Here is a 16,007-nt window from a genome sequence, read left to right as displayed (position 1 = left end):
GCGGTCCCCGCCGGCGGGCGGGGGAGGGCCGACAGGGCTCAGATGTCGAGGAAGCGGACGTCCTTGGCGTTGCGCTGGATGAAGGAGCGCCGGGCCTCGACGTCCTCACCCATCAGCACCGAGAACAGGTCGTCGGCGCGCGCCGCGTCGTCCAGCGAGACCTGGCCGAGCACCCGGCTGTCGACGTCCATCGTCGTCACCCGCAGTTCCTCGGCGTTCATCTCGCCCAGACCCTTGAAGCGCTGGACCGAGTCGTCCTTGATCCGCTTGCCGTTCTGCTTGCCGAGCTCGATCAGGGCGTTGCGCTCCCGGTCGGAGTAGGCGTACTCGTGGTCGTCCCGGCCCCACTTGATCTTGTAGAGCGGAGGGCGGGACAGGTAGACGTGCCCGGCTTCCACCAGCGGCCGCATGAAGCGGAAGAGGAAGGTGAGCAGCAGGGTGTTGATGTGCTGGCCGTCGACGTCGGCGTCCGCCATCAGAATGATCTTGTGGTAGCGGAGCTTGTCGATGTCGAAGTCCTCGTGGACCCCGGTACCGAAGGCGGAGATCAGCGCCTGCACCTCGTTGTTGTGCAGGATCTTGTCGACGCGGGCCTTCTCCACGTTCAGGATCTTGCCGCGGATCGGCAGAATGGCCTGGTACTGCGGGTCACGGCCGGACTTGGCCGAGCCGCCGGCGGAGTCACCCTCGACGATGAAGATCTCGCACTTGGTGGGGTCGTTGGACTGGCAGTCCGACAGCTTGCCGGGCAGCGACGCCGTCTCCAGCAGCCCCTTGCGGCGGGTCAGGTCCCGCGCCTTACGGGCCGCCACCCGCGCGGTCGCGGCCTGGATGCCCTTGCGGATGATGTCCGCGGCCTCGTTCGGATTGCGGTCCAGCCAGTCCGCCAGGTGCTCGTGGACCACCTTCTGCACGAAGGTCTTGGCCTCGGTGTTGCCCAGCTTGGTCTTGGTCTGGCCCTCGAACTGCGGCTCACCCAGCTTGACGGAGATGATCGCCGTCAGGCCCTCGCGGATGTCCTCACCCGTGAGGTTGTCGTCCTTCTCCCGCAGCAGCTTCTTGTCCCGGGCGTAACGGTTGATCAGACCCGTCAGCGCCGCGCGGAAACCCTCCTCGTGCGTGCCGCCCTCATGGGTGTGGATGGTGTTGGCGAAGGAGTAGACACCCTCGGTGTACTGGGTGTTCCACTGCATCGCGACCTCGACCGAGAGCATCCGCTCCTTGTCCTCGGCCTCGATGTCGATCACCGTGGGGTGCACGACCTCGCCCTTGCGCGAGTTCAGGTACTTCACGAAGTCGACAATGCCGCCCTCGTAGTGGTACTTGACCGTGAGCGGCTTGCCCTCCTCGTCCACATGGGCCTCGCGCTCGTCGGTCAGCGCGATCGTCAGGCCCTTGTTGAGGAACGCCATCTCCTGGAAGCGGCGCGAGAGCGTCTCGAAGCTGTACTCGGTCGTCTCGAAGATGTCGCCGTCGGCCCAGAACGTGACCGTCGTACCGGTCTCGTCGGTGGCCTCGTTACGGGCCAGCGGCGCCGTCGGCACACCGAGCTTGTAGTCCTGCGTCCAGCGGTAGCCGTCCCGCTTGACCTCGACGGACACCTTCTGCGACAGCGCGTTGACGACGGAGACACCGACGCCGTGCAGACCACCGGAGACCGCGTAGCCGCCGCCGCCGAACTTGCCGCCCGCGTGCAGCACCGTCAGCACGACCTCGACGGCCGGCTTCTTCTCCGACGGCACGATGTCCACGGGGATGCCACGGCCGTTGTCGACGACGCGCACGCCGCCGTCCGGCAGGATCGTCACGTCGATGGTGTCCGCGTGCCCGGCCAGCGCCTCGTCGACGGAGTTGTCGACGACCTCGTACACGAGGTGGTGCAGACCACGCTCGCCGGTCGAGCCGATGTACATACCAGGGCGCTTACGGACCGCGTCCAGGCCCTCAAGGACGGTGATCGCGCTGGCGTCGTACGACTTCTCTTCCGGAGAGTCGCCACTGGCGCCGGCAGGAACCCCCTCTTCAGTAGAAGCCGTGTTGTTCTCGTTGAGGTCGCCGGAGTCGGCCACGAAGCGCCCTTTCTGGCACAGCACGAGCCGCCTTCCATCAGAAGCAGGGCGGCTGCGTCGTTCGACATGTTCCGCGAGTGGGCGGGATTGCTACCAGTCTACCGGTAGCGCCGACACTAATGGGGGTTTGCGGGCGCCTGAGTCGTCATGTGCCGCCCTGAAGTGCCGTTGGCCGACTCCCCATATCTGCGACGGGCCCTCAGGACGCTGAGGAGGGCGTTCAGCGCTTCGGGCTGTCAACCTCCGGCTACCGTGAGCGGAGTCTCACCCGCCCCACCCGTACACCTCAGCCGTACGTGTCACCCGGGCCCTTGCTCCCGGGCGCCCGCAGCGGCCCGTACCGCCGCGCCGGACCGCCCGGCCCGAACACCTTGATCAGCTTCACCGTGCCCTGGCCCAGGTCCTGGTTCAGCCGGGCCACCAGCTGCGGCGCCAGCAGCCGCAACTGCGTCGCCCACACCGTCGAGTCGCACTGCACCGTCAGCACGCGCGCTTCCTCGTCGTACCGCTGCGGCTCGCAGTGCTGCGCCACCTCCGGACCGACCAGCTGCGGCCAGCGCCCCATCACGCCGCCGACCGCGGCCGGGGTCTCCCAGCCGCGCTCCGTGATCAGCCGGTTGATCGCCGCGCTCAGCGGCAGCGGATCGCGCCCGTCGGCGCGCGCGCCGGACCGCAGGCCGCCGCGGCGCGCCTGCTTCTTCTGCTGCGCGGCGGCGCCCCGCGCCCGCGCCTGCTCCTTGGCGGCGACCAGCGCCTGCCGGGCCAGATCGATCCCGGACAGCTCGGGGGGCTTGGGCTGGTCGGCGCCGGGCGGCCGCTCCGGGGGCTCCTCGGAGGGACGGTCCGGTCGCTCGCCGTTCATCACCTGCTCCGTCGCCCGCTCACGGCGTGACCTTCTCCGCCACGCCCTCGGACACCGCGAACCGGGCCCCGGTCAGCACGCCCGGCACATCGTCGTCCACCGCCGCGGTCACCAGCACCTGCTCGCCGGGCGCCACCAGTTCCGCCAGCCGCTCCCGCCGCCGGGTGTCCAGCTCCGCGAAGACGTCGTCGAGCACCAGCACCGGCTCGTTGCCCTCACCGCGCAGCAGGTCGTACGAGGCCAGCCGCAGCGCGAGCGCGTACGACCAGGACTCGCCGTGGCTCGCGTACCCCTTGGCGGGCAGCCGGCCCAGCTTGAGCAGCAGGTCGTCGCGGTGCGGGCCGACCAGCGTCACCCCACGCTCGATCTCGTTCTTACGGGCCGCGCCGAGCGCCTCGGTCAGCAGCCCGTACAGGTCCTCGCGCGTCGAGGCACCGGCCAGGCCCTCGCCCGCCGAGCCGCGGTACTCCATCGCCAGCGGGCCGCCGCCGGGCGCCAGCTGCTCGTACGCCTTGTCGGCCAGCGGCTGGAGCGCGGTGATCAGATCCAGTCGCTGGGCGAGCAGCTCCGCGCCGACCCGGGCCAGATGCTGGTCCCAGACGTCCAAGGTGGACAGATCCATCTGACGACCGCCGTGCCGCCGGGCCAGCGCCGCGCTCTTCAGGAGCGTGTTGCGCTGCTTGAGCACCCGGTCGTAGTCCGAGCGCACGCCCGCCATCCGCGGCGACCGGGCGGTGATCAGCTCGTCCAGGAATCGGCGGCGCTCGCCCGGATCGCCCTTGACCAGCGCCAAGTCCTCCGGCGCGAACAGCACCGTCCGTACGATCCCCAGCACGTCACGCGGTTTGACCTGCGACGATCTGTTGATACGGGCCCGGTTGGCCTTGCCGGGGTTCAGCTCCAGCTCCACCAGCTGCTGCCGCTCGCCCTGGACGACCGCGGCCCGCACGATGGCCCGCTCGGCGCCCATCCGCACCAGCGGGGCGTCGGAGGAGACCCGGTGGCTGCCGAGGGTGGCCAGATAGCCCACCGCCTCGACGAGGTTGGTCTTGCCCTGCCCGTTGGGGCCCACGAACGCGGTGACGCCCGGGTCGAGCGGGACCTCGACCCGGGCGTACGAGCGGAAGTCGGCGAGCGAGAGATGCGATACATGCATAGGGCGCGCCGACCTCCCCCGGCACCGGACTTCTCTGCCGGACTTGTTGGGTTGCTTACTTCTTCACGTTCTCGACCGCGTGGCCGCCGAACTGGTTCCGCAGCGCCGCGATCATCTTCATCTGCGGCGAGTCCTCCTGGCGCGAGGCGAAGCGCGCGAAGAGCGACGCCGTGATCGCGGGCAGCGGCACGGCGTTGTCGATCGCGGCCTCGACGGTCCAGCGGCCCTCGCCGGAGTCGGCGGCGTAGCCCCGCAGCTTCTCCAGGTGCTCGTCGTCGTCCAGCGCGTTGACCGCCAGGTCCAGCAGCCAGGAACGGATGACCGTGCCCTGCTGCCAGGAACGGAAGACCTCGCGCACGTCGGTGACCGAGTCGACCGCCTCCAGCAGCTCCCAGCCCTCGGCGTAGGCCTGCATCATGGCGTACTCGATGCCGTTGTGGACCATCTTGGCGAAGTGGCCCGCGCCGACCTTGCCGGCGTGCACCGAGCCGAACTCGCCCTCCGGCTTGAGCGCGTCGAAGACCGGCTGCACCTTGGCGACGTCCTCCGAGGAGCCGCCGTACATCAGCGCGTAGCCGTTCTCCAGGCCCCAGACGCCGCCCGAGACGCCGCAGTCGACGAAGCCGATGCCCTTGGCGCGCAGCTCCTCGGCGTGCTTCTCGTCGTCGGTCCAGCGGGAGTTGCCGCCGTCGACCACCACGTCGCCGGGGGACAGCAGCTCGCCCAGCTCGTCGATGGTGGACTGGGTGGCGGCGCCGGCGGGCACCATGACCCACACCACACGCGGCCCCTTGAGACCGTCCACCAGCTCCTTGAGGCTGTGGACGTCAGCCAGGTCCGGATTGCGGTCGTATCCGATGACGGTGTGGCCTGCGCGGCGGATGCGCTCGCGCATGTTGCCGCCCATCTTGCCGAGACCGACGAGACCGAGCTCCATCAGTACCCCTTACGTTGCGTTACGGCACATCCCCGACCTACGCGTCGAGTTTACGCGCGAAGCCACGACGCGGCGGCGCGGCCCCCACAGCTGTGGACAACCGGCGGCGGGTGGCCCGCGCCGGGCCCGGGACGTGCAGGTTTTCGTTGCCGAGCGCGTTCTTCCCGGTGCACGGGGCCACAGGGAAGGCCCCTGCCAAGCCTCGCCCGGTGGCGCCGGAACGGCTTCGGCCCCGCGGTTCCGGCACCGAAGCCGTCGCCGGGGACCGGGGGCGCACCAGCCGCTCCGTCGCGCCCCGTAACCACCCGTACCGGCTCGCTCGCCCGTACGGGTGCCCGCGCCGCGGCCCGGTACGGCCGGTCCGATGCGTACGGCCGGTAGGTGTGGCCGGTACGTACGGCAAACAGCTCCGCCCCTGACACGGGCCGACGGCACGCGTCAGGGGCGGGAAGCTTCCGGACGGCCGACCGCGGCGGGATCCGCGGCGGCCGTCCACAGCCTGTGGGGATCAGCCGGACAGGCGCACCGGCATGATCAGGTACTTGTACGCCTCGTCCGCCTCGGCGTCCTTGGCCGGGCGGCCGCTGAGGAGCGCCGGCTTCGTGGAGGTCGTGAAGGACAGCTGGGCCACCGGGGAGTCGATCGCCGACAGGCCCTCCAGGAGGAAGCCCGGGTTGAAGGCGATGGAGATGTCGTCGCCCTCCAGGTCCGCGTCCACCCGCTCCACAGCCTGTGCGTCGTCGCTGGAGCCGGCCTCCAGGACCAGCACGCCCTGCTCGAAGCTCAGGCGCACCGGGGTGTTCCGCTCGGCCACCAGCGCCACACGCTTGACGGCCTCGACGAACGGGGCGGTCTCGATCACGGCGACCGAGTTGAACTCGGTGGGGAAGAGCGTGCGGTACTTGGGGAGGTCGCCCTCCAGCAGCCGCGTGGTCGTGCGGCGGCCCGCGCCCTCGAAACCGATCAGGCCCTCACCGGCGCCCGAGCCGGACAGCGCCAGGGTCACGCTGTCGCCGCTGCTGAGGGACTTGGCGGTGTCCAGCAGCGTCTTGGCGGGCACCAGCGCCACCGCGGAGGCGTCCGGGCTCTCCGGCTTCCACAGGAACTCGCGCACGGCGAAGCGGTAGCGGTCGGTGGAGGCCAGGGTGACGGTGTCGCCCTCGATCTCGATCCGTACGCCGGTGAGCACCGGGAGGGTGTCGTCGCGGCCGGCGGCGATGGCGACCTGGGCGGCGGCCGCGGCGAAGACCTCACCGGGCACGGTGCCGGTGGCGGTCGGCATCTGCGGCAGGGCCGGGTACTCCTCCACAGGAAGGGTGTGGAGGGTGAAGCGGGAGGAGCCGCAGACGACGGTGACCCGTACACCGTCGGTGGAAATCTCCACCGGGCGGTTGGGAAGCGCGCGGCAGATGTCGGCCAGCAGGCGGCCGGAGACCAGGACGGTCCCCTCTTCCTCCACCTCCGCTTCCACGGACACGCGCGCGGAGACCTCGTAGTCGAAGCCGGAGAGGCTCAGGCTGCCCTCCTCCGCCTTCAGCAGCAGGCCCGCGAGGACGGGCACCGGCGGACGGGCCGGGAGGCTCTTGGCCGCCCAGGCCACTGCCTCCGCGAGTACATCGCGCTCCACCCGGATCTTCACCGGAAACCGCCTCCTGCTGTTGCTGGCTTACGCCCTGCTGGCCTTCTTCGTCGGCTGGGTCGCCGGAGACCAGTCTGACGTACGTCACCGACAGCCGTTGCTGCTCGGGGTCAAGTCGGATCGAGAGGCGCCGGACGACCGATCCCCAAGTTGTGCACAGCACCCGATTCGAAACGAGTTCCCAGGTAGCTATCCGTGGTCGTAGTAGTAGGGCTTGTGGAAACCGTGGACAACTGCGTCTGCGCAGGTCAACACGGTTTTTTTGTCCACCGGTCCTGTGGGCGGCAGCCGTGGACAACCGGCCTCTTCTGTGGACCGGCGTCCTTCATGCACACCCGATGCACAGGGGACCCCTACTTCTCCCCAGTCCTGTCCCCAGCTTTACCCAGGTTCCCCACAGCCCAATCCGGCACCTTGGTGTGATGCCTTTCACTCGCCCCGGTGAGCCCGGGTGTCACCTTGCCGAACAGTGGACAGGGGTGTGGAGAACTTGGGGACAAGGGCGGGTCGCCTGTGGGCGGCCAGTGGACAACGCGACCCGCCCACTGTGGAGCGATCTTCTGTCCACACCCTGTGGATGAGTGTTAGCCACAAATCCACACGCCGCTGACCTGCGCTGATACCCCAGCACCCCACTGTCCTGTGGACTTCACAGGGATAACTTCCCAGTCCCCAGCGTGTGGACGGAAGATTCTTGGCCAATCTGTGGAGCACGGCCGTGACCTGACGCGAAATCGAACAGAGGCGGGGACCTTCCACAGGGTCGGGACGGCGGTGGGCGGGTGCGAAGCGCTGTCCGGGCCCGGTCGGAACGCCGCTCCGGCGGGATTTTGGACGGTCGGGGGCGAGCCGGAGGCGGGTTCGTGGCGGGCGTACGGCGGTCTGCGGGCACCTCGGCGGGCGGTCGGCGCCCCCTTCGTACGGCGAGAGCCCTCCGTACGGGCGACGGCTCTCCGTACTCGCGCCGTACGAACGGCGAAGGGCGCCCCGGGAGTGCGTACGTCCCGGGGCGCCCTGGAGGCTCTGGCCGGCCGCTGGGCCGCGTCAGCCGTTCTTGATGCGGTTGGTCAGCTCCGTCACCTGGTTGTAGATGGAGCGCCGCTCGGCCATCAGCGCCCTGATCTTGCGGTCGGCGTGCATCACCGTCGTGTGGTCGCGCCCGCCGAACTGCGCGCCGATCTTCGGCAGCGACAGATCCGTCAGCTCACGGCACAGGTACATCGCGATCTGCCGGGCCGTCACCAGGACGCGACTGCGCGAGGATCCGCACAGATCGTCCACGGTCAGCCCGAAGTAGTCGGCGGTCGCGGCCATGATGGCGGTCGCGGTGATCTCGGGCGCCGCGTCCTCGCCCCCGGGGATCAGGTCCTTGAGGACGATCTCCGTCAGGCCCAGGTCCACCGGCTGGCGGTTGAGGGACGCGAAGGCGGTGACACGGATCAGCGCCCCCTCCAGCTCACGGATGTTGCGCGAGATCCGGGAGGCGATGAACTCCAGCACCTCCGGCGGCGCGTTGAGCTGCTCCTGCACGGCCTTCTTGCGCAGGATCGCGATGCGGGTCTCCAGCTCGGGCGGCTGGACGTCGGTGATCAGACCCCACTCGAAGCGGTTGCGCAGCCGGTCCTCCAGGGTCACCAGCTGCTTGGGCGGCCGGTCCGAGGACAGCACGATCTGCTTGTTCGCGTTGTGCAGTGTGTTGAAGGTGTGGAAGAACTCCTCCTGCGTCGACTCCTTGCTCGCCAGGAACTGGATGTCGTCGACGAGCAGGATGTCCATGTCGCGGTAGCGCTTGCGGAACGCGTCCGCCTTGCCGTCGCGGATGGAGTTGATGAACTCGTTGGTGAACTCCTCCGAGCTGACGTACCGCACCCGGGTGCCCGGATAGAGGCTGCGCGCGTAGTGCCCGATCGCGTGCAGCAGGTGCGTCTTGCCGAGGCCGGACTCGCCGTAGATGAACAGCGGGTTGTACGCCTTGGCCGGCGCCTCCGCCACGGCCACCGCGGCGGCGTGCGCGAAGCGGTTGGAAGCGCCGATGACGAAGGTGTCGAAGAGGTACTTCGGGTTCAGCCGCGCGGTCGGCTCACCGGGACCGGTCGCGGGCGCGGGCTGCGCGGCGAGCGGGCCTGGCGCGCCGCTGGGCGCGGGCAGCCCGCCCGGACCGGGGTTCTGGATGTGCCCGGGCGGCTGGTGTTCGGCCAGGTCACGGCGCTGCGGCTGCTGCTCGTAGGGCGAGTGGCCCTCGGGGTGCTGATGCTGCGGCGGACCGGAGTGCTCGGGTGCCGACGAACGGTAGTCACCCTGTGACCGCTGGGAGTGCTGCTGCTGTACGTGTGCGGGAGGCGGCGTCGCGTAAGGGTCGCGCTCGGGGAAGCCGCCCAGGCGCTGCTGCTGCCAGCCGTAGTCCTCGCGAGGGCCGGGGCCCCCCTGGCCGCCCATCCCGGAGTGCTGCTGCGGCCAGGCGCCGGGCTCGTGCCGGGGCTGCTGGTGCTGCTGCTGGTATTCCGGATACGCGGGGCGCACGTGCGGCAGGTCGTCGTCCTGGTGCCCGTAACCCTGCCGGTTGTCGTAGCCGTCGCTCTGCCGGCCGTCGTAGCCGCCGTACGCGTCGTGCTGCTGCCCCGGCTGCTGCTGGGGCTGGTGCCGCTGCTGCTGTACAGGGGACGACGGCGGGGCCGAGGGCAGCGGCTGCTGAGGCTGGGACTCCTCGGCGGAGTCGTCGACGGTGATCGCGATCCGGATCGGGCGGCCGCACTGGTGGCTCAGCGCCTCACCGATGAGCGGCGCGAGCCGGCCCTCCAGCACGCCCTTGGCGAACTCGTTGGGCACGGCCAGCAGGGCGGTGTCCGCCACCAGCGCCAGCGGCTGTGTCCGCTTCAGCCAGTCCTGGTCCTTCGGCTTGAGGCTGTCACTCTCCGCTCGCAGGAGGTGATCAAGTACACGTGGCCACACTGCGGCAAGATCGGCAGGTACGTCAGCCACAGAGCACGCTCTCTCACAGGTCCCACGAATGTGTGATTCTCAGGACGGGCGGGAAGGAATCGGAGTTGACCCACGGTAGTCAGGGCGACCGTGGTGATTCAAGTTGTTGTCCACAGGCTGTGCACAGTGTGTCCCGGACGAGGGCCGGTTTGACCGGATGACGCCGCCGCGCGTACCGTAACCAGGTCGAGTTGTCGATGGCTGCTGCCGCCTGCCTCCGATGGGCAAAGATCGCGCTCAAGTGATCGAAGTAGCGGTGCACTCGGGCGTTGCGAGCTACTCGTGGGCGCACGGTGACAGCCAGTCGACGCCCCACACCTGTCTCCCCGGAGACACCAAGCATCTCTGGAGCCCCCGAGTGAGCAAGCGCACCTTCCAGCCGAACAACCGCCGTCGCGCGAAGACCCACGGCTTCCGCCTGCGTATGCGCACCCGTGCCGGCCGCGCGATTCTCGCGTCCCGCCGTGGCAAGGGTCGCGCCCGCCTGTCGGCCTGAGCCCTGAGCTAGGTCCATGACGTGCTGCCTACCGAGCATCGGCTGAGGCGGCGCGAGGACTTTGCGACCGCGGTACGCCGGGGACGCAGGGCCGGGCGCCCGCTCCTCGTCGTCCACCTACGCAGCGGTGCAACGGACCCGCACGCAGCGGGGGAGAGCCCTCCCCCGGCGCGTGCGGGTTTCGTCGTGAGCAAGGCCGTCGGCGGCGCCGTCGTCCGCAACCAGGTCAAGCGACGGCTGCGTCACCTGGTGCGCGACCGGCTGGACCGGCTGCCCGCCGGTAGCCTGGTTGTCGTACGGGCGCTGCCCGGTGCGGGTGATGCGGGTCACGACCAGCTGGCCCGCGACCTGGACACCGCGCTGCAGCGGCTGCTGGGTGGAGATCCCCCAACCGAAGGTCAGGGGAGGGTGCCGCGATGAAGTACCCGCTGCTGCTGCTGATCAAGCTGTACCAGTGGACCATCAGCCCCTTGCTGGGTCCGGTCTGCCGGTACTACCCGTCGTGCTCCCACTATGGCTATACGGCCATCGACCGGCACGGCGCCCTGAAAGGGACCGCGCTGACGGCTTGGCGCATCCTGCGTTGCAACCCGTGGTCGCCAGGTGGCGTCGACCACGTACCACCCCGGAAGCGTCCGGTCTGGCATCGGCGGCTGAGGAGCCGCCTGGGCGGGTCCACCGTCCCTGAGCCTGCCGCACAGCCTGAGACTCAGCCCACCGCCCAAGGAGCCTGATTCGTGGACACGATCCTCAGTCCTCTCTATTACGCAGTTTCCTGGATCATCGTCCAGTTCCACTCGTTCTACAGCCTCATCTTCGACGAGAACAGTGGCGCGGCGTGGGGTCTGTCCATCGTCTCGCTGGTGGTACTGATCCGTATCTGCCTGATCCCGCTCTTCGTGAAGCAGATCAAGTCGACGCGGAACATGCAGGCGCTCCAGCCGAAGATGAAGGCGATCCAGGAGCGCTACAAGAGCGACAAGCAGCGTCAGTCCGAAGAGATGATGAAGCTGTACAAGGAGACGGGCACCAACCCGCTCTCCAGCTGCCTGCCGATCCTGGCGCAGTCGCCCTTCTTCATCTCGCTGTACCAGGTCCTCAGCCACATCGCGAACAACCAGACGGTCGGCGTCATCAACCAGTCGCTGCTGGAGAGCGCGCAGAAGGCGCACATCTTCGGTGCCCCGCTGGCCGCGAAGTTCCTGGACACGCCGGAGAAGATCCAGTCGCTGGGCGCCTCGGTCACCGACGTGCGCGTGGTCACCGTCATCATGATCGTCCTGATGTCGGCCTCGCAGTTCTACACGCAGCGCCAGCTGATGACCAAGAACGTCGACCTGACGGTGAAGACGCCGTTCATGCAGCAGCAGAAGATGCTGATGTACGTCTTCCCGATCATGTTCGCCGTCTTCGGTATCGGCTTCCCCGGCTTCCCCGTCGGCGTCCTCCTGTACTGGCTGACCACCAACGTGTGGACCATGGGTCAGCAGATGTTCGTCATCCGCCGCAACCCGACCCCGGGCAGCAAGGCCTTCCAGGAGCGTCAGGAGCGGCTGCGGGCCAAGGGCAAGCTCAAGGAGGACCCGGCCGAGGTCGAGGCCAGGAAGGCCGCCGAGGAGGCCCGCCAGAACCGGCAGCAGCCCAAGCGGCAGAGCAAGTCCCAGCGTCAGACCCAGCCCACCGGCGGCAAGCAGACCGGTGGCAAGCCGGCCGGCGGTCAGCAGCCCCGGCGCACCCGCGCGGGGTCCGGCTCCAGCGCTTCCGGTGCCTCCGACGCGGACGCTTCGAAGAAGCAGTCCCTGGAGAAGAAGGCACCGCAGGACAGCAAGCCGAAGGGCGGTTCCTCCGCCTCCGGCTCCCGTAACGCCAAGTCCGGACAGCGCAAGGGCCAGCAGCGGCCCAAGCACCCGTCCAAGAAGTAAGAAGGAGTCCTTCCGTGACGGACACGACCCCGGCCGCCGAGGGCACCGACACCCTGACCCGCCTGGAGCAGGAGGGTGAGATCGCGGCCGACTACCTTGAGGGCCTGCTGGACATCGCCGACCTCGACGGCGACATCGACATGGACGTCGAGGCCGACCGCGCGGCCGTGTCGATCATCAGCGACTCGACCAGCCGCGACCTGCAGAAGCTGGTCGGCCGGGACGGCGAGGTGCTGGAGGCGCTCCAGGAGCTGACCCGGCTCGCGGTGCACCGCGAGACCGGTGACCGCAGCCGCCTGATGCTGGACATCGCGGGATTCCGGGCCCGCAAGCGCGAGGAACTCGCGGAGCTGGGCGCGAAGGCTGCGGAGGAGGCCAAGGGCAGCGGCGAGCCGGTCAAGCTGAAGCCGATGACCCCCTTCGAGCGCAAGGTCGTGCACGACGCCGTCGCGGCGGCCGGGCTGCGCAGCGAGTCCGAGGGCGAGGAGCCCCAGCGCTGTGTGGTGGTCCTGCCGGCCTGACGGCCCGCGCCACCGAACAGCCCTTGATCTATCCGGCCCCGTCTGTACTCGCAGGCGGGGCCACGTCTTGTCAGCCTGATAACAGTCCAGAGGAAGGCGGTTCCCGTGACGGACGCAGCAGCGGAGCTCCCACCGGCGCCGGATGTGGCGCGCGAGGTGTTCGGTGAGCGTTTCCCGGAAGCCGTGCGCTACGGGGAGCTGCTCGCCGACGCGGGCGTACGCAGAGGACTGATCGGACCGCGTGAAGTGCCGCGGCTGTGGGAGCGGCACCTGCTGAACTGCGCGGTGCTCTCCGAGGTGGTGCCCGAGGGCGTCACCGTCTGCGACGTGGGCTCGGGCGCCGGGCTCCCGGGCATTCCGCTGGCCCTGGTACGCCCGGACCTGAAGATCACGCTGCTGGAGCCGCTGCTGCGCCGTACGAACTTCCTCCTGGAGGTCGTCGAGTTGCTGGGGCTGGATCACGTGACGGTGGTCCGCGGTCGCGCCGAGGAGGTCATGGGCAAGCTCCCGCAGGTCCATGTGGTGACCGCGCGAGCCGTGGCACCGCTCGACCGGCTGGCGGGTTGGGGTGTCCCCTTGCTGCGTCCGTACGGCGAGATGCTCGCGCTCAAGGGAGACACCGCCGAGGAGGAGCTGAAGGGTGCCCGCGCGGCACTGGGCAAGCTCGGTGTCGTGGAAACCTCCGTGGTCCAGGTCGGTGAGGGAATCGTGGACCCGATGTCGACCGTGGTGCGGGTGGAGGTCGGCGAGAGCCCGGGCGGTGTGCGGTTCGCGGCCAAGCGCGCCAAGGCGGCCCGGCCCAGCCGGGCATCGAGGGGGCGGCGACGCTGAGCGAGCTCCGGGGGCGCGAGGGATAGCCCGGGAAAACTAACAAAACGACATAAAGCGGAGTGTCGCGTACAAAACGGACGTGACACTGTCATCGTGTTTCACGTGAAACGTCGTTCTCTGCTGCATGGAATCATCAGCCGTGGTCGCGCAGCTGCCGAGCCGCGTAACCGCAGACCCACACAGGTCACGGATGTATCCACAGAAGCGGGTTCATCCACAGGAGAGCGGACCTCACTGGTTCACGACGCCGAAAGCATGGCAGGCTCTGAGCACTGCGAGCCTGATGTCGAGGAGAGTGAATCCTTGCGGTCCGACGCCAACATCGCGGGACCGATGACCGATCCGGTCCCCGGTCCCCGTAGCGAGTCGCTCGGGGATGACGTTTCACGTGAAACGCCGTCCCCGATGGACGACACCCCGATCGGTCGTGCAGCTCAGCTGGCGGTTCAGACGCTTGGCCGTACGGGAGAACCATTGCCACGACCCGAGGAAACCCGGGTCATGGTGGTCGCCAACCAGAAGGGCGGGGTCGGCAAGACCACCACCACGGTCAACCTCGCCGCCTCCCTTGCCCTGCACGGCGCCCGCGTCCTGGTCATCGACCTCGACCCGCAGGGCAATGCCTCCACGGCTCTCGGTATAGACCATCACGCCGAAGTCCCTTCGATCTACGACGTCCTGGTGGAAAGCAAGCCGCTGTCCGACGTCGTGGTGCCCGTACCCGATGTGGAGGGACTGTTCTGCGCGCCTGCCACGATCGATCTGGCCGGCGCCGAGATCGAGCTCGTGTCGCTGGTGGCCCGTGAAAGCCGGCTGGACCGTGCCATCAAAGCGTACGAACAGCCGCTGGACTACATCCTCATCGACTGCCCGCCCTCGCTCGGGCTGCTGACCGTCAACGCCCTGGTGGCGGGAGCCGAGGTGCTGATCCCCATCCAGTGCGAGTACTACGCGCTGGAAGGGCTCGGCCAGCTGCTGCGCAACGTCGACCTGGTGCGCGGGCACCTCAACCCCAAGCTCCACGTGTCGACCATCCTGCTCACCATGTACGACGGCCGGACCCGGCTGGCCTCCCAGGTCGCGGAAGAGGTGCGCAACCACTTCGGCAACGAGGTGCTGCGCACCAGCATCCCCCGCTCGGTACGCATCTCCGAGGCGCCCAGCTACGGACAGACGGTCCTCACCTACGACCCGAGCTCCAGCGGCTCGCTCTCCTACCTGGAGGCGGCCCGGGAGATCGCCCTGCGCGGAGTGGCCCGGACCGGCACCGGAACCCAGGGCCTCAACGTGACCTACGAACCACAGCACAGCATGTCGGAGGGGAACCAGTGAGCCAACGACGGAACAGGGGACTCGGACGTGGGCTCGGTGCGCTGATCCCCGCGGCACCGCAAGCCGCGGACAACACCGCTCCCGCGGTGAGCCGGGGCACGACATCGCCCTCCGCGGTGCCGGTCCTGACACAGGACCGGGGGGTGGCGGCGGCGAAGGTCACCGCGATCAACGCGAAGAGCGTTTCACGTGAAACGAACGAGCCGGAGGACGTGGAAGACACCACGGAAGGAGCGCAGGAGGTCGTCGGCGCGCACTTCGCCGAACTGCCCCTCGACGCGATCACGCCCAACCCGCGGCAGCCGCGCGAGGTCTTCGACGAGGACGCCCTCGCCGAACTGGTCACCTCCATCAAGGAGGTCGGCCTGCTCCAGCCGGTGGTCGTCCGGCAGACCGGACCCCAGCGGTACGAGCTCATCATGGGCGAGCGCCGCTGGCGGGCCTGCCGTGAGGCGGGCCTGGAGAAGATCCCGGCCATTGTCCGTGCGACCGACGACGAGAAGCTGCTGCTGGACGCGCTGCTGGAGAACCTCCACCGGGCACAGCTCAACCCTCTTGAAGAGGCCGCCGCGTACGACCAGCTGCTCCGCGACTTCAAGTGCACCCACGACGAGCTGGCCGACCGCATCGGCCGGTCGCGCCCGCAGGTCTCCAACACTCTGCGGCTGCTGAAGCTCTCGCCGTCCGTGCAGCGCCGCGTCGCCGCCGGGGTGCTTTCGGCGGGGCACGCCCGCGCCCTGCTCTCCGTGGACGACGCGGAGGAGCAGGACCGGCTGGCACACCGCATCGTGGCCGAGGGGCTGTCGGTGCGCGCGGTCGAGGAGATCGTGACGCTCATGGGCACCAAGCCCGCCGGCGGTTCCAAGGCCAAGAAGCCGCGGGCCGGCACCCGGGTGTCCCCCGCCCTGACCGACCTCGCCTCCCGGCTCTCCGACCGCTTCGAGACCCGGGTGAAGGTCGACCTGGGACAGAAGAAAGGCAAGATCGTCGTCGAGTTCGCCTCGATAGACGACCTGGAACGCATTCTCGGCACCCTCGCCCCCGGTGAGGGGCGGGTACTCGACAAGAGCCTCGCCGAGGAAAACGGCGACGAGGGCTGATCCGAGCCGTCCGGCCCCGAGGGCGGGCCGTGTTCCCGGCGAATTGCGGAACACGGCCCGCCCTTTGCTGTGTGGCGGTACCCGCGTAGGCGGACCGTGGATACGATGCGATCGGGTATGGCGCACATCCACGGGGAAATCCCCACAACGAGGAGTAAGCCAT

General features: G+C 69.1%; 14 protein-coding genes. 8 read left to right on the top strand and 6 right to left on the bottom strand.

Going from position 1 to position 16,007, the window contains the following annotated elements:
- Positions 1-38 precede the first annotated feature (38 nt).
- The 6 genes from gyrB to dnaA form a co-directional block, all read right to left on the bottom strand.
- Entirely contained in the window at positions 39-2,093 is a 2,055-nt protein-coding gene (gene gyrB / locus CP973_RS01160; RefSeq protein WP_150236772.1) for a DNA topoisomerase (ATP-hydrolyzing) subunit B, read from the bottom strand.
- A gap of 262 nt (positions 2,094-2,355) precedes the next feature.
- Positions 2,356-2,931 carry a DciA family protein gene (locus CP973_RS01155; protein ID WP_244409223.1) on the bottom strand — a complete coding sequence of 192 codons (576 nt, stop codon included), beginning with the start codon at positions 2,929-2,931 and terminating at the stop codon, positions 2,356-2,358.
- 19 nt (positions 2,932-2,950) lie between these two features.
- Complete coding sequence (gene recF, locus CP973_RS01150) at positions 2,951-4,087, bottom strand: DNA replication/repair protein RecF (RefSeq protein WP_150236770.1); 1,137 nt, start codon at positions 4,085-4,087, stop codon at positions 2,951-2,953.
- A gap of 55 nt (positions 4,088-4,142) precedes the next feature.
- On the bottom strand, positions 4,143-5,024 hold the full coding sequence (gnd, locus tag CP973_RS01145) for a phosphogluconate dehydrogenase (NAD(+)-dependent, decarboxylating) (RefSeq protein ID WP_150236768.1): 882 nt from the start codon (positions 5,022-5,024) through the stop codon (positions 4,143-4,145).
- A 508-nt stretch (positions 5,025-5,532) separates the two neighbouring features.
- Entirely contained in the window at positions 5,533-6,663 is a 1,131-nt protein-coding gene (dnaN, locus tag CP973_RS01140) for a DNA polymerase III subunit beta (RefSeq protein ID WP_030665588.1), read from the bottom strand.
- A gap of 1,044 nt (positions 6,664-7,707) precedes the next feature.
- On the bottom strand, positions 7,708-9,642 hold the full coding sequence (gene dnaA / locus CP973_RS01130) for a chromosomal replication initiator protein DnaA (protein ID WP_150236766.1): 1,935 nt from the start codon (positions 9,640-9,642) through the stop codon (positions 7,708-7,710).
- A 358-nt stretch (positions 9,643-10,000) separates the two neighbouring features.
- On the opposite strand from dnaA, the gene rpmH reads away from it, so the two are divergent.
- From rpmH to CP973_RS01090, 8 genes are all read left to right on the top strand, one after another.
- Positions 10,001-10,138, top strand: coding sequence for a 50S ribosomal protein L34 (rpmH, locus tag CP973_RS01125; protein ID WP_003949374.1), 138 nt, complete (start codon positions 10,001-10,003; stop codon positions 10,136-10,138).
- 21 nt (positions 10,139-10,159) lie between these two features.
- The gene (gene rnpA / locus CP973_RS01120) at positions 10,160-10,558 is read left to right on the top strand and encodes a ribonuclease P protein component (protein WP_030598868.1); all 399 of its coding nucleotides are present in this window, start codon (positions 10,160-10,162) and stop codon (positions 10,556-10,558) included.
- Entirely contained in the window at positions 10,555-10,872 is a 318-nt protein-coding gene (yidD, locus tag CP973_RS01115) for a membrane protein insertion efficiency factor YidD (RefSeq protein ID WP_150236764.1), read from the top strand. Before rnpA ends, yidD begins: the two co-directional genes overlap by 4 nt.
- A gap of 3 nt (positions 10,873-10,875) precedes the next feature.
- Entirely contained in the window at positions 10,876-12,060 is a 1,185-nt protein-coding gene (gene yidC / locus CP973_RS01110) for a membrane protein insertase YidC (protein ID WP_150236762.1), read from the top strand.
- Between the two features lie 14 nt (positions 12,061-12,074).
- Positions 12,075-12,581 carry a Jag family protein gene (locus CP973_RS01105; protein ID WP_150236760.1) on the top strand — a complete coding sequence of 169 codons (507 nt, stop codon included), beginning with the start codon at positions 12,075-12,077 and terminating at the stop codon, positions 12,579-12,581.
- Positions 12,582-12,686: 105 nt separating this feature from the next.
- Positions 12,687-13,412 carry a 16S rRNA (guanine(527)-N(7))-methyltransferase RsmG gene (rsmG, locus tag CP973_RS01100; protein ID WP_030598865.1) on the top strand — a complete coding sequence of 242 codons (726 nt, stop codon included), beginning with the start codon at positions 12,687-12,689 and terminating at the stop codon, positions 13,410-13,412.
- 255 nt (positions 13,413-13,667) lie between these two features.
- Positions 13,668-14,744: an AAA family ATPase gene (locus CP973_RS01095; protein WP_150236759.1), complete on the top strand. Its 1,077-nt coding sequence runs from the start codon at positions 13,668-13,670 to the stop codon at positions 14,742-14,744.
- A complete protein-coding gene (locus tag CP973_RS01090; RefSeq protein WP_150236757.1) occupies positions 14,741-15,844 on the top strand; it encodes a ParB/RepB/Spo0J family partition protein in 1,104 nt (367 codons plus the stop codon). Before CP973_RS01095 ends, CP973_RS01090 begins: the two co-directional genes overlap by 4 nt.
- The last annotated feature ends 163 nt before the right edge of the window (positions 15,845-16,007 follow it).

The organism is Streptomyces albofaciens JCM 4342 (assembly GCF_008634025.1).
Lineage (GTDB): Bacteria > Actinomycetota > Actinomycetes > Streptomycetales > Streptomycetaceae > Streptomyces > Streptomyces albofaciens.
Note: the sequence above shows the minus strand (reverse complement) of the source record. Positions and strands in the feature narration are given on the sequence as shown.

Coding starts and splice junctions, on each gene's coding strand:
- CP973_RS01155 (WP_244409223.1), bottom strand. CDS start 2,931: ATGAACGGCGAGCGACCGGACCGTCCCTCCGAGGAGCCCCCGGAGCGG.
- recF (WP_150236770.1), bottom strand. CDS start 4,087: ATGCATGTATCGCATCTCTCGCTCGCCGACTTCCGCTCGTACGCCCGG.
- gnd (WP_150236768.1), bottom strand. CDS start 5,024: ATGGAGCTCGGTCTCGTCGGTCTCGGCAAGATGGGCGGCAACATGCGC.
- yidD (WP_150236764.1), top strand. CDS start 10,555: ATGAAGTACCCGCTGCTGCTGCTGATCAAGCTGTACCAGTGGACCATC.
- CP973_RS01095 (WP_150236759.1), top strand. CDS start 13,668: ATGGCAGGCTCTGAGCACTGCGAGCCTGATGTCGAGGAGAGTGAATCC.